The sequence below is a fragment of the Mesorhizobium yinganensis genome, from assembly GCF_040081985.1.
Classification (GTDB): Bacteria; Pseudomonadota; Alphaproteobacteria; order Rhizobiales; family Rhizobiaceae; genus Kumtagia; species Kumtagia yinganensis.
The window spans coordinates 1-12,113 of sequence record NZ_JBEBMH010000040.1 but is presented as its reverse complement, the minus strand read 5'-3'; the positions used below and the strand labels follow the sequence as shown (position 1 = coordinate 12,113).

Here is a 12,113-nt window from a genome sequence, read left to right as displayed (position 1 = left end):
GAACGCGGGGATTGGGCAAGGTCCAGTTCGGCACCCGGCGGGGCCGAGATCGGCGCTGCGGACCGAAGACCTCGCCCCGGCGGCAGGGGACCACACTTCGACCTCTGGAAAGTCACCCGCTGAGCGGGGCGCGTGATGAGCGCTCCCGCCCGATTTCTCCTTCCGGTCGACGTGGCGCCCATGGAGGCCAAGCTCGCCGATTTAATTCCTGTCGAGGCCGGGGGCTGGCAGTATGAGCCGAAGTGGGACGGCTTTCGCTGCCTCGCTTTCAAATCGGGCGATGCGGTCGACATTCGCGCCAAGTCCGGAAAGCCGTTGGGGCGCTACTTTCCAGAACTGCTCGATCGCCTGCGCAGCCTTCCGGCGGCACGATTCGTCATCGACGGCGAAATCCTGATCGAACGCTTTGGCGAATATTCCTTCGATGCGTTGCAGATGCGTTTGCACCCGGCCGAGAGCCGCATTCGCAAGCTGTCGGCAGAAACGCCAGCCAAATTTATGCTTTTCGACATGCTGGCCGACACCGACGGGGAGATTCTAGTCGAGAGGCCGCTGTCGGCCCGCCGCGTCGCTTTGGAGGCGTTCGTCAAATCTTCAGCGACCCCAGGCGTTGAACTGTCTCCCGTCACCATGGACCAAAACCAGGCTCAGACCTGGTTGAAGGGTGCCGGCGGCAACACGGACGGCATTGTCGCGAAGCGGGTTGATGGTCCCTATCTCCCGGGCGAGCGCGCCATGGTGAAGGTCAAGCAGATCCGCACTGCAGACTGCGTCGTTGGCGGCTTCCGCTACCTTGCCGATCGTCAAGAGGTCGGGTCCCTGCTGCTCGGTCTCTATAACCAGGACGGCAAGCTCGACCATGTCGGCTTTACCTCGACCCTGGCCAACGGTGAACGTGCAGCGCTGACCGAGCGCCTTAAGGCGTTGCGCGAGCCTCCGGGTTTTACGGGCAACGCGCCAGGCGGCCCAAGCCGCTGGAGCACGGAGCGCAGCGGCGAATGGGAACCACTGCGGCCGGAACTGGTGGTGGAAGTACGGTTCGACCATGTCACGGGAAACCGTTTCCGGCATGGCACGAAGCTGCTGCGGTGGCGCCCGGATAAGGCACCCCGCCAATGCACATTCGACCAGTTGAGCTAACCAGCTTGAATCTGACCAGCCGGTCATGCTCGCCGCTGAAATGGGAAAGCAACGCAATGAACGTCACCGCCCCCAAGAAAGACGTCGGGCTCGAAGAGCGACGGGAGCGGCGCAAGCTGCGTCGCGAGAAGGAGCGGGAAGAGAATATCGGGCGCGCTGAAAAGATGCACCTTGCGCGTTTGGCGGCGCAAGAGCCCAGTGAATCGGCAGTGGTGTTGGCAAACTCCGCCTATGTGGGCTGCTCCGGATGGTTCTACTGGAAATGGCGGGGAAATTTCTACCCCGCTGAAATGCCGACATCCGACTGGTTCAATCGCTATTCGCAGCAATTCGACACCGTCGAGATAAACTCCTCCTTCTATTCATGGCCGACCGTCGCAAATGTTAAGAACTGGCTTCGACAGACTGGTTCGCGCGAGTTCGTCTTCACAATAAAAGTCTGCGAGCTGATCACGCACATCAAAAGGTTCGAAGGCACCGATGCCTTGGTAGAGGATTTTGGGATGATCGCCGACATTCTCGGCGATCGCATGGGTTGTTTTCTGTTTCAATTGCCGCCCAGTTTCCGCTTCACCGATGACAGGCTTAAAGCGATTCTTAGCCAGCTTGATCATAACCGACGCAACGTGGTTGAGTTTCGTCACCCCAGTTGGTGGAACGAGATGGTCTATTCCGCCTTCCGAGAGACTGGCACGATATTCTGCTCCTGCAGTGGTCCTCGGCTACCCGACGTTTTGGTTCGCACAGCCGACGACGTCTATCTGCGAATGCATGGTCCGGAGCGGTGGTACCGGCATTTCTATTCGGAGGCCGAGCTGGCCGAATGGGCCGAGAGGATTAAGGACAGCGGTGCGCGGAGAGCATGGGTTTATTTCAACAACGACTATGATGGCTTTGCCCCAACAAATGCTCTAACCATGCGTCGACTGCTCGAGCAATCAAGCTTCTATTGATCCACCGCGGATGTCGGTTCGGAGATTTGCTATCAAGGCGCGAAGCGGCGTCCGGACCAATCCGCCTATACGCAAACCAGTAGATAGTGGCTTCCGCGGCATACATTAAATGCAGCTTGGAGGACGTGTAACACAGCGCGTGGCACCGAGAGCAGCGCCATCGCTCACCCCCGGTTTGTTTTGGGGCAGTTACGCCAGTCGGGCTTTCTCGTCATAGCCTCGAGACACGCGTGCCGCTCTCAATTGTTGACTGGGTATCCTCACACCTCGCCTGGAGACGTGTAGGCGCCTTTATTGACCTGCCGGCCATCGGCATTGATGGCCACACACATCAGATGGCGCCGATCGATCCTGCTGATCTCGGCGCCGCAGTCGAAAAGGATCGCCAGCAATCATGATATCGACGAACTCCATCCGGCCAGCAGCCCGCCCCGCCCGCCACGAGTCTCCTATCCATCTCTTCACCATTGGGCAGGCTGTCCGGTTGAGAGGCGGATTTGGAAAGCTGCCTCAACATGCAGAAATCTACCGCATCACCGGCACATTGCCGCCACGAGGAGATTCGCTTCAGTATCGCATCCGCAACGATGACGAGCGTCATGAGCGGGTGACGACGCAAGACAGCCTCGAGCCGGTCGACATATCGCAGCCCGGCAGTGGCGCAACTCTCATCGAAAGGACGTTCGGACATGGCTAAAGGCCAGAAACGAAGCAATCGCGAGGTCAGAAAGCCAAAACAGGAGAAGGCCACACCAAAGCCTGAAAGCAGCTTCGGGAACCAGATCAAGGTTGCCGCAAATGCCAATGGACCCCGCGGCAAGGGCAGTAACTGAGTCTGTAAGGCTCCTGCGGGCGAGGAAGGATGGCGATGCAGATCGTGATCGAATTCTACCGTACGCGGCACAGAGACAACGCTCACGCCGTCGTCGGCAGGGAGACTGCCGAAGCTGCAGATTTCGACGACGCAATGGAAGTCGCGAGACGACTTTCGCAAACGCTCAATATGCCGCAACGACCTGACGCACTGACGATCACCGATGCGGCAGGCGCGGTGCTCTATGCCGGCACACTTGAGGCCGACGTGCCCAATGAAGAGAGGACAAGCCCATGAAAGTCGACAACAGCCACACAGTGCCGACAGAAACGATCGCTGACCTCGGCATCGAGAGATGGGAAAATGAGGGTGGCGCGAACGGCCACGACTTCCTGGACCATCACTATGGCCGCCGCGTCGAAGCGGATCGCTCCTGGACCGTCTACCATGTCTTCACCGGGATCCCGGCGCGCATCGACGGCAGCGCGATGACCGGCCTCAGCCGAAAAGCTGCAACCGACGGTATGCTGTCGCTCAATCGCCGCAACGAAGCGCGCCGCCGAGATGGGCGTAGCCTGATGACATGCTTCCAAGCCGCACCATTTGGAATAGAGGATTGCCGCCAGTGACCCTCGAATTTCTCAATCCAAGCCGCAGCTTCGACGCAGCTCGCAGCGCTGTTCGCTTTATCGGGCATGACGGCATGTTTGCAGTGCCGTTTTTTGTAGAAACCGCAGCTCTGGCAAAGCCCGGCAGGACGCAGTTGTCCGAAAAGGACTTTCTTGCGGCTTTCGATACTGCGCGTGGTTCGATTCACGATGTCGCGCGAGAGGCCTATTCGCATGGCCGCCGTAATTCTTACACCCTTACCGCTGCCGATTTCCGGTAAAGGCAAAGGTGCTGATCCGCTACGCCCAGGAGATTTCGTAGACCCTAACTGCAAGCCGACTGCTCTGGTGCGTCTGCCCTCGGTCCTCGAAGACGGTGCTGCCGACAACGGGGCTGGAGACCACATTCACCACACCCGACGTGCCGTATCGACCTAACGATCAAGCGGCTCTTACATCTGGGAGTCGATCAATCAACATGAGGCTGCCTCTCTTGACTGTCCGTCGCCTGCCATTCGAGAAACAGGCTATATCCAACAGCCAACAGCACCGGGCCGAGGAATACGCCGATGAAGCCGAAGGCCAAAATGCCGCCGAGGAAGCCGAAGAAACTGAGCAACACGGGCAGACTGTTCGCTTGCGTGAGAAGATAGGGCCTCAACAGGTTGTCTATGCTGCTCACCAGCAGCAGACCCCAACCCGCGACAAAGATGCTCCAGCCAACCTCGCCCTGAAAGAACAGCCACACCGCGACAGACCCCCAAACTAGCGGAGGGGCGGCGGGCACGAAGGAGAGAAGAAAGGTGATGAAGCCGAGCAGCAGGGCCTGAGGCACACCAGCTATCCAAAACCCGAGCCCGGCCAACAGTCCTTGCGCAATAGCCGTCCCGATTACACCGTAGACCACCCCGGTGACTGTTGATCCGGCAACCAAAAGCAGATGGCGGGCGCGAGTGCCACCGATCCGCTCGGAACTGCCGCGCGCGGAAGCTGCCATCTGGCGCCCGTACCGGTAAAAGAAGAACGCGATGAACACGCTTAGGACCAGTTCCAGGAGTCCGACGCCCAGAACGGCACCGCTGGCTACCGCGATGTCGGTCGCGGGACGGACCAGCTTCGTCAGTTCGACGAGGAAGGCAGGTGCATTGTAGGCGAGACCCTGCCAATAGAGGGCGAGACGCTCTCCTATGAACGGGATTTCGGCTACCCAGGCAGGCGGCGCGGGTGGGCCTTGCTCAAGAAGTCGGTTCACCGCCTGGGCTACGGTCGCCACACTATCGGCCAGTGTTGCCACCAAGATAGCAAAGGGAGCCACGACGATAGCTGCTACAAGGAGTGTCATAAGAAGCGCTGCAGGCGTCCTCCTTCCTCCCAAAACTCCCTCGAACCAGATGTAGATTGGCCAGGTGGAGAAGCAGAGCACAGCCGCCCAAATCAGGGCAGAGAGGAATGGCCAGAGAACAACAATGCAGCCGACGCCTAGAAGCACGAGTGCGCCAATTCCCAAGATCTGCTCAACTGGTCGGTCAAATACCATTATGCGTCTTGCAGCCCCATTAGGTCCTCGGCAGCCTCAAAATCCTCCGGGAAATGCTTGCCTTGAACCCACCAAACTATAAGAGTTGGCTGGTTGGCACGCCACTACCTCGGCCATCGCTGGCTGACTGGGCGTAAGGCTAGAGTCGCAACGACCAGAGGGCTTCGCCCAAGGCAAGAGCGGGCGTCACGGCAGTCCGCTCGCTTAGGCGACCGCGGCTTAAGTTGCTTCGTCTGTGACAACCTCGAACCTTACCAGTTGCGATTGGCCCAAGCTGGTCGAAAGCGCCACGTCCGTGGCATCGCGGCCGGTCGCCATGAGGATCCGGCCGATCCTCGGCTTGTTGTGGCGCGCGTCAAAAGTGTACCAGTTGCCGCCGAGATAGGCTTGAAACCAGGCACTAAAATCCATGGGATCGGGGACGGGCGCAACGCCGATGTCGCCCAGATAGCCTGTGCAATAGCGCGCCGGAATGTTCATGCAGCGGCACAGCGTGATCGCGAGATGCGCAAAGTCGCGGCACACGCCTGTCCTGTCGGTGAAGCCGCCGTAGGCGGTGCGCAATGCGTCGGCGTTCTGGTAGTTAAAGGCGATGTGGCTGTGGACGAAGTCGCAGATGGCCTGTACCCGCGCCCAGCCGGGTGGAGTGTTTGAGAAGTTGGCCCAGGCAAAATCGCCGAGCCGATCGGTATCGCAATAGCGGCTGCCAAGCAGGAAAACGAGCACGTCGTCGGGGAGGTCCTTGATGTCGTGCTGGAGGGCATCCCACGCCACGACATCCGGCCGGCCGCTGTCATGGATAAGAAACTCTGACGAAATCTGGATGGTCCCTGCCGGTGCGGTGATGCGGGTGCAGGCGTTGCCGAAGCCGTCGATATAGCCGCGCGCCTCGACCGGAGGATCAAAGCGGATGGTCGCATCGGTGAGAAGATCAGGCCGGCGCGAGGGATGAACATCGAGCACGAGCAGCATTTGGGTCGGCTGGGGGCATTGGTAGGCAAGAGTGAAACCGGCGCGGATTTTCATGATGCCCCCTGGTTTGCTGACTCCATCAACGCCTGGGAATTCACCCAGTTGCTTTATGATGTGATCGCTCAGGCATCGACATGTCCTTCAGTTGTGACATTGACCTGGACTGTCATTCCGAGATCGTCCGAGGCCTTTCCATAATAGCTCCCGGAAAGCGGAACGGCCTGTGCAGGATCGCGCGCAACCGCCACTCTAATCAAGTCGCGGTTGCCAACGATGCCGTTCGTCGGATCGAACTCGACCCATCCGGCGCCAGGCAGATAAACCTGGCACCAGGCGTGGGTCGAGCCCCCACCCAAATTGGGCTTTCCATCGCGGCTTGACACGTAAATGTAACCGGTGACGAAACGGGCGGCGAAGCCGAGCGCGCGGACAGCCTCCATCATCAGCAAGGCAAAATCCCTACACGAGCCATGTCTCGATCGCAGCGTTACGAGCGGTGGCTGCGTGCCGTGTTGGGAGCGGCGCTGGTAAGTAAAGCCTTCGTGGATCGCGTAGCATAGCGTCATCAGCAGCGCGCCGGTTTCGATGGCATTGCTCCCGCTGGTGAATTGGCGGGCCCACTTATCCACCTCACCGCCATCGTCGTCGAACTGTCGTCGGATCGTGCTTTCCAGGTCCGGCAGTTCGTCTGGGGAATAGCGGAAGGGATACAGGAGGGCCTTCTCGTCGATGCGAAAATCGGGAACGGCCTGCGGTGTATGATCCAGTCGAATGCTGGTCTCGAAACGTAGCTCCTGCGAAATTTCAGACATGCTTACATGCGCCACGCAGTTGCCGAAGACGTCATGTGTCCAGCGAACGGCCTGCGGCTCAGGATCGACGTTGAGCGACACCTCGAGGAGCCTCTGATCGTAACTGTCGCGCGGCCGGAACATCAGCTGGTGCTCGCCGAAGCGGACCGGCCGTCGGTAGCGATAGACCGTCAAATGGTTCACGGAAAACAACGGCATCGGAACCGAGGCCTCCATAGGTCAGGAATTTCACGCGCTTTTTTTGAGCCACAGACGAAGAACGGCCGTCACTCCGATCGGAATGGGCATCGATGCCCAACCACGTCGCACCCTAACTCCTGTGGACGCTCTTGCCGAACTTTTTGTGCAGCGCAGCAACAATCATGTGACGACTGCGTTGTCCCTTGTCATGCAATGAGCAAAACTCCGGAGGACTTCAATGAGAGTGCTATCGAGAATGACGGCGCCGCTGAAAGCTTTTCGGCTGGGCGCATGAAGCTGACCATTCGCCACAGGACGACCTACCGCTACGCGCGCCCTGTCGTGCTCCAGCCCCATCGAATGATACTCCGTCCTCGCAGCAGCCACGACGTCGTCGTGTTGGCGAGTTCGCTTGTCTGCTCTCCCGATGCGCAACTCGACTGGACCCAGGACGTCTTCGGCAATCTGATCGCCACCGGCACGTTCGCGGAGCCGACCTCCGAACTGGTCATCACCGGCAATCTGACCGTCGAACAATTGGCCGAGGCGTGGCCAGTATTCCGCATTGCCCCGGAGGCACATTCCTTCCCGTTCCAGTATTCGCGCGATGACCTGGCCGATCTTGGCGCGTTGCATATTCCGGAACATGACGATTTTGAAGGACGGCTGGAGGGATGGGCACGCGCCTTCGTCCGCGGCGCGACGACCGACACGCTATCGCTGCTGAAGGATCTCAATGCGGGCGTCCTCGGCCCCGTGGCGTATCGCGTCCGCGACGAGGAAGGAACGCAGTCGCCGCTGGAAACGCTGGCGCTGGCAAGCGGCTCCTGCCGCGACATCGCTGCCCTGTTCATCGAGGCGGTACGCCATCTCGGTTTCGGCGCCCGCGCTGTCTCCGGCTATCTGTTCGATGCTGAAGCCCGCACCGACGATCCCGGTTCGACCCATGCCTGGGCGGAAGTCTATCTTCCCGGCGCCGGATGGATCGCCTTCGACCCGACGCATCGCCGGCTAGGTGGAGCTAGTTTGATCCCGGTCGCGGTCGCCCGCAGCAACCGTCAGATCATGCCGATCGTCGGTGGCTATGTCGGCGCACCAGAGGACTTCGTCGCCATGGAGGTTGAGGTCAGCGTCACTCCGTAACCATAGCCATTGCGTCTCGGCCTTGCGACAGATGCGGGCTGGTAAAACCCAGCTTGCGCAGACCGACCTGCACTTCCGGCGCATTCATGAAGAGGTTTCGGCCACCAAGCCCCCGTCTATTTACTGCGTTGCGTCTATTAATCGAGGGCCGTCCCATCGAACGGCAATCCGATCCCACCCAACGACAAAACAATCTCGCCTAAGCGCAATCGCTTCTCAACAACGGACAATGCTCAATTGGCAAACGACAATGTCTTCCCGGCTTTGCGCAATGCGTTCCCACCAGACGACAATGTTATCTCGGATAACGACAATCCGTTCCCAGCTTTCGACAACGCTTTTCCGGGAGTTTCCCTGATATTTTGCCGCGGCGCCTGTTACTTTACCTGTTTGTTTGGACAAATTCCCTGTTTTTGCGTTTAGGGAATTTTATGCCAAACCATTGATCTTGCGTGTTAATTTCTGACGCAAAAGCCGATGTGGCGGGCAAATTTGCGAATTTTCCCTGTTTTTTCCCTGTTATCAGGGAATTTCAGCCGAGACGGGTTCTATCCAAACTGGTGGCTGCACCACCCAGTCCTCTCTAAATTGAGCTGTCTCCACCGTCTCGGAATAACTGCGAGTTTTCCGTGGCTTAGCAGACCCTGGCCTTTGATGTGGCCTGCAGAGACGCAGCTTTTGGCGTGATTTCGGGCCGTTGGCGGCGCCGTCTCTTTTGCGCCCTCCGCGCGTCCCCGTTTTTGCAGGAATGATGGCCATTGAATCTTTGTGGATGCACTTGACGGCCATGGTCAGAAGCCGAGCTGAGCATGCTGCTCGTTCCAGCCAAACGACAGATCTTCGAAGCGAGACAGCATCCGCGCCGTGAGGTGCGGTGGCTGGCGGCCGGAGAAGACGTCGTCGACGATCGACGGCGCGAGGAAGGCCAGGCGTAGCACCCTGCGAGTATCGGATCTGTCCATGGCGAACGAATTGGCGAGTTCGCCGATGCTCCGTGCCGATCCATCGGTGAGTCTTTTCAACAAGCGATTCGCAGTTACAATGAGATCGATCAGCTTCTGATCCGGCTCTCGGCTATTGGAGCCTGGCAGCACGATCCGTGCCTCGTTACCGCGTCGCCGGACGATGATGGGGATTGCCTCGGAGAGTTGCTCGGTCGAGTTGCTTCGCAAAGCATCGGGTACCGCATTGTCGCCGGGCAACAATGTGTCGATCACCGCCGCGGCATCGGTCTGGAAGATGATGACCTCCGATGTCAGGGTGATCTTCGGGAACACTCGACGGACGAGGTCGGCGCAGCAATCGGAGACAAGTCCCGGCTTTCCCGCGAGGCTCCCCAACAGTTCCGTCGCCGCTTTGATCGCTTCAGGCACTCGCTGCTTGCCACGATGGATCGTTGCCCATTCCGCGATGCGAGGTTGGTCGCTCAGCAGCGCGCGATAGTGCTGCAAAACTGCCGCTTCAATCTCCGCTGCTGGAAGCCGCCAACCGCTGGGATCGAGTTGCTTCGACTTCACCAGGCGGTTGGAAACATAATAGCGATAGCGCCTGCCATGATTGGCCGTCGAGGTTGGCGTCAGCCGATCACCCGTCTCATCGAACAGGATTCCGGTCAGAAGATGCAGGTCAGGTGTCGATGTCTGAGATCGCCGGTCTGGCGAGAGTTGTTTAAGCAGGCTTTGGGCTACCTCGAAGGTCGCGAGGTCGATGATCGCAGCGTGCTCTCCGTTATGCAGTTGTCCCTTATGCCGTGCCTTGCCGATGTAAACCGGATTGGAAAGCACGTGATAAAGCTGGCCATAGCGATAGTGCCTGACTGAAGAGGTCGGCGCTGAATCTCCTGGCCACTCTCCTGTGGCGTCTGCGAACCGCCCCTCCCCTCTGTTGAGTTCTCTGACCAAAGCCGGCACCGACTTGAGTTCTAGATATCGATCGAAGATCGCCCTGACCGTGCCAGCCTCCCGATCGTTGATGAGCAGCTTCTTGCCTTCGATGCGATAGCCGAACGGGACGCGGCCTCCCATCCACATGCCCTTCCTGCGTGAGGCCGCAATCTTGTCGCGAATGCGTTCTGCCGTCACCTCCCGCTCGAACTGGGCAAAGGAAAGAAGCACGTTGAGCGTCAATCTACCCATCGAGGTGGTGGTGTTGAACTGCTGGGTGACCGACACGAAGGAAGCGTTGCTGGCATCGAAGATCTCGACGATATTGGAAAAGTCCATCAACGATCGCGTCAGCCGGTCGATCTTATAGACGACCACCACGTCCACCTTGCGATCACGGATGTCCTGGAGCAGCCGCAGCAGCGCCGGCCGTTCCATCGTACCGCCGGAGATGCCGCCATCATCATAACGATCGGGCACCAGCTTCCAGCCGAGGCCGACCTGCGAGGCGATGAAGGCAACACAGGCTTCTCGCTGGGCATCGAGCGAGTTGAACTCCTGATCGAGGCCCTCATCGGTGGACTTGCGGGTGTAGACCGCACTGCGGAGTTTTGGGACAGCGCTCATAGTCCAAAAAACCTCGGCCCGGACCAGCGTGTGCCGGTGATGGCAAAGGCGATCGCTGTCAACGACGAGTAGAGCTTGCCGTCATAGACATAGCCGCGATCAATCACATCGACGACATGGGCACGGCCATTCCAATCGCGGATGAGCCGAGCCCCTTGCGAAAGGCGGCGCCGGGGCTTGCTGGCAACCCCGGTCCTTGCCAAGGTCAAACTGGGCGAAACATCAAGAGACGCAGCGCTCGCCGTGCCGGTGATGATATCGGCATCACGTCGAGCCGGTTCCGATTTTCGTACTCCCCTCGCCTTGTTGGCCCCGCCTCCACGCTCGGCGCGTTCCGTCTGTTGCCTCAGCATCTGGCGGGTTCCCGCAGACAAACCGCCCAACCGCTTGGCCTGGAGATGCCAGGACACGGCGCGGGCCAGCAAATCGTGGCTGAGGCTTCTCGGTGGCGCATGCTGGTAAATCCGCTGCCATTCCCGGGCGAGGTCTTCCGGTGGGAGAGCGCCGATCGCGGCGATCTCCCTCTCCAGTTCATTCGCTGCCGACATCGCTTTCACCAAGCCCTGACCGGCGTCTCAATACGATAGCGGCGAGCGCCATCCTTGCCGACGTCGCTTGCGACGGTCAGGCCGAGCTTCTTCCTGACGGTCCCCGACAAGAACCCACGAATCGAATGCGCCTGCCAGCCGGACGCCTCCATCAGCGCCTCAAGCGTTGCGCCTTTCGCGCTCCGCAGCTTCTTCAGCAAAGTTTCCGTCTTCGAGACTGGCGGCTTCGGTTTGGCGGATCTGACCAAGTCCAAGTCGCCAGGTCGCCGGTCTTGGGCAACCTCGCCGGATGTTGCCTCAATCTGATGTGTCGGGGTCTTGCCGGCACGCCTCCCGCGCCCCTTTACAGCGTTGAGAGCAGGCAGCTCCATCGCTACGTCTGGGTTGACGCTGCTGCCGGTCGAAGGGGCCAAACCCTCGGCCAAAATCAGTTCAGGGATGTTCATCGCAGTCTCCGTCAGTCGCCGCCCGAACCATTCGGGCCGCAGCACTGACGGAAGCCCGCTGGGCGGGCCGAGAGACTGGCGGCGTGCGATCAACGGTGCCCAGCCTCGATAACAGTAATGCTTGCCCGAACAAGGAAGTCCAGTCAGTTGTGCTTCCCAGGGACGCGCGGCAAATTATAGTGATCAAGCCATTGAATTCATGAGGTCGAAATTCCGCGACTTTGAGTTTTTCAAAGTGTCCAAATGCTCTCTGCCGGTAAGCGCCCGGTTATGACCCGGGCTCTTGTGGGCTGCCGTTTTGGCTGTCGCCGCGATTGGCTTTGTGCTCGCGGATGAAGTCGATCAGACTTTCGAGTCCGAAGTCTGTGAAGGCGGGGATCTGCTGTTCGTCGGGCCCGTAGACCCAGAGGCAGCCGTCCTCCGGTTCCATGTCGATATAGACCTCCCACA

14 protein-coding genes and 1 pseudogene are annotated in these 12,113 nt (G+C 59.4%); 7 read left to right on the top strand and 8 right to left on the bottom strand.

Going from position 1 to position 12,113, the window contains the following annotated elements; genetic code table 11:
* Positions 1–135 precede the first annotated feature (135 nt).
* Together ABMA59_RS33565 and ABMA59_RS33560 are read left to right on the top strand one after the other, a co-directional pair.
* On the top strand, positions 136–1,140 hold the full coding sequence (locus ABMA59_RS33565) for an ATP-dependent DNA ligase (RefSeq protein ID WP_349009710.1): 1,005 nt from the start codon (positions 136–138) through the stop codon (positions 1,138–1,140).
* A 56-nt stretch (positions 1,141–1,196) separates the two neighbouring features.
* Entirely contained in the window at positions 1,197–2,093 is an 897-nt protein-coding gene (locus tag ABMA59_RS33560) for a DUF72 domain-containing protein (protein ID WP_349009709.1), read from the top strand.
* Between the two features lie 260 nt (positions 2,094–2,353).
* Here the strand turns inward: ABMA59_RS33560 and ABMA59_RS33555 are convergent, their stop codons facing one another.
* Positions 2,354–2,485, bottom strand: coding sequence for a hypothetical protein (locus ABMA59_RS33555; protein ID WP_349009708.1), 132 nt, complete (start codon positions 2,483–2,485; stop codon positions 2,354–2,356).
* A gap of 2 nt (positions 2,486–2,487) precedes the next feature.
* Here ABMA59_RS33555 and ABMA59_RS33550 point away from each other — a divergent pair, with 2 nt between their 5' ends.
* The 4 genes from ABMA59_RS33550 to ABMA59_RS33535 all read left to right on the top strand — a co-directional run bounded on the left by ABMA59_RS33550 (position 2,488) and on the right by ABMA59_RS33535 (position 3,796).
* Positions 2,488–2,790: a hypothetical protein gene (locus ABMA59_RS33550; RefSeq protein WP_425476029.1), complete on the top strand. Its 303-nt coding sequence runs from the start codon at positions 2,488–2,490 to the stop codon at positions 2,788–2,790.
* A gap of 171 nt (positions 2,791–2,961) precedes the next feature.
* Complete coding sequence (locus tag ABMA59_RS33545) at positions 2,962–3,204, top strand: hypothetical protein (RefSeq protein ID WP_349009707.1); 243 nt, start codon at positions 2,962–2,964, stop codon at positions 3,202–3,204.
* Positions 3,201–3,536, top strand: coding sequence for a hypothetical protein (locus ABMA59_RS33540; RefSeq protein WP_349009706.1), 336 nt, complete (start codon positions 3,201–3,203; stop codon positions 3,534–3,536). Before ABMA59_RS33545 ends, ABMA59_RS33540 begins: the two co-directional genes overlap by 4 nt.
* Entirely contained in the window at positions 3,533–3,796 is a 264-nt protein-coding gene (locus ABMA59_RS33535; RefSeq protein WP_349009705.1) for a DUF1488 family protein, read from the top strand. Before ABMA59_RS33540 ends, ABMA59_RS33535 begins: the two co-directional genes overlap by 4 nt.
* A gap of 188 nt (positions 3,797–3,984) precedes the next feature.
* Here ABMA59_RS33535 and ABMA59_RS33530 read toward each other — a convergent pair whose 3' ends face one another.
* From ABMA59_RS33530 to ABMA59_RS33520, 3 genes are all read right to left on the bottom strand, one after another.
* Positions 3,985–5,055, bottom strand: a complete 1,071-nt coding sequence (locus tag ABMA59_RS33530; protein WP_349009742.1) for an AI-2E family transporter — start codon at positions 5,053–5,055, stop codon at positions 3,985–3,987.
* Between the two features lie 216 nt (positions 5,056–5,271).
* A complete protein-coding gene (locus ABMA59_RS33525; protein ID WP_349009704.1) occupies positions 5,272–6,078 on the bottom strand; it encodes a transglutaminase-like domain-containing protein in 807 nt (268 codons plus the stop codon).
* Positions 6,079–6,146: 68 nt separating this feature from the next.
* A complete protein-coding gene (locus ABMA59_RS33520; RefSeq protein ID WP_349009703.1) occupies positions 6,147–7,034 on the bottom strand; it encodes a transglutaminase family protein in 888 nt (295 codons plus the stop codon).
* Between the two features lie 273 nt (positions 7,035–7,307).
* Here ABMA59_RS33520 and ABMA59_RS33515 point away from each other — a divergent pair, with 273 nt between their 5' ends.
* Positions 7,308–8,159, top strand: coding sequence for a transglutaminase family protein (locus ABMA59_RS33515; protein WP_349009741.1), 852 nt, complete (start codon positions 7,308–7,310; stop codon positions 8,157–8,159).
* A 791-nt stretch (positions 8,160–8,950) separates the two neighbouring features.
* On the opposite strand, the gene ABMA59_RS33510 is transcribed toward ABMA59_RS33515, so the two are convergent.
* The 4 genes and pseudogenes from ABMA59_RS33510 to ABMA59_RS33495 all read right to left on the bottom strand — a co-directional run.
* Positions 8,951–10,669: a recombinase family protein gene (locus tag ABMA59_RS33510; RefSeq protein WP_349009702.1), complete on the bottom strand. Its 1,719-nt coding sequence runs from the start codon at positions 10,667–10,669 to the stop codon at positions 8,951–8,953.
* Positions 10,666–11,217, bottom strand: a complete 552-nt coding sequence (locus tag ABMA59_RS33505; RefSeq protein WP_349009701.1) for a DUF2924 domain-containing protein — start codon at positions 11,215–11,217, stop codon at positions 10,666–10,668. Before ABMA59_RS33505 ends, ABMA59_RS33510 begins: the two co-directional genes overlap by 4 nt.
* 5 nt (positions 11,218–11,222) lie before the next feature.
* Positions 11,223–11,663: a DUF3489 domain-containing protein gene (locus ABMA59_RS33500; RefSeq protein ID WP_349009700.1), complete on the bottom strand. Its 441-nt coding sequence runs from the start codon at positions 11,661–11,663 to the stop codon at positions 11,223–11,225.
* 268 nt (positions 11,664–11,931) lie between these two features.
* A pseudogene (locus ABMA59_RS33495) lies at positions 11,932–12,113 on the bottom strand (hypothetical protein); the annotation flags it as partial.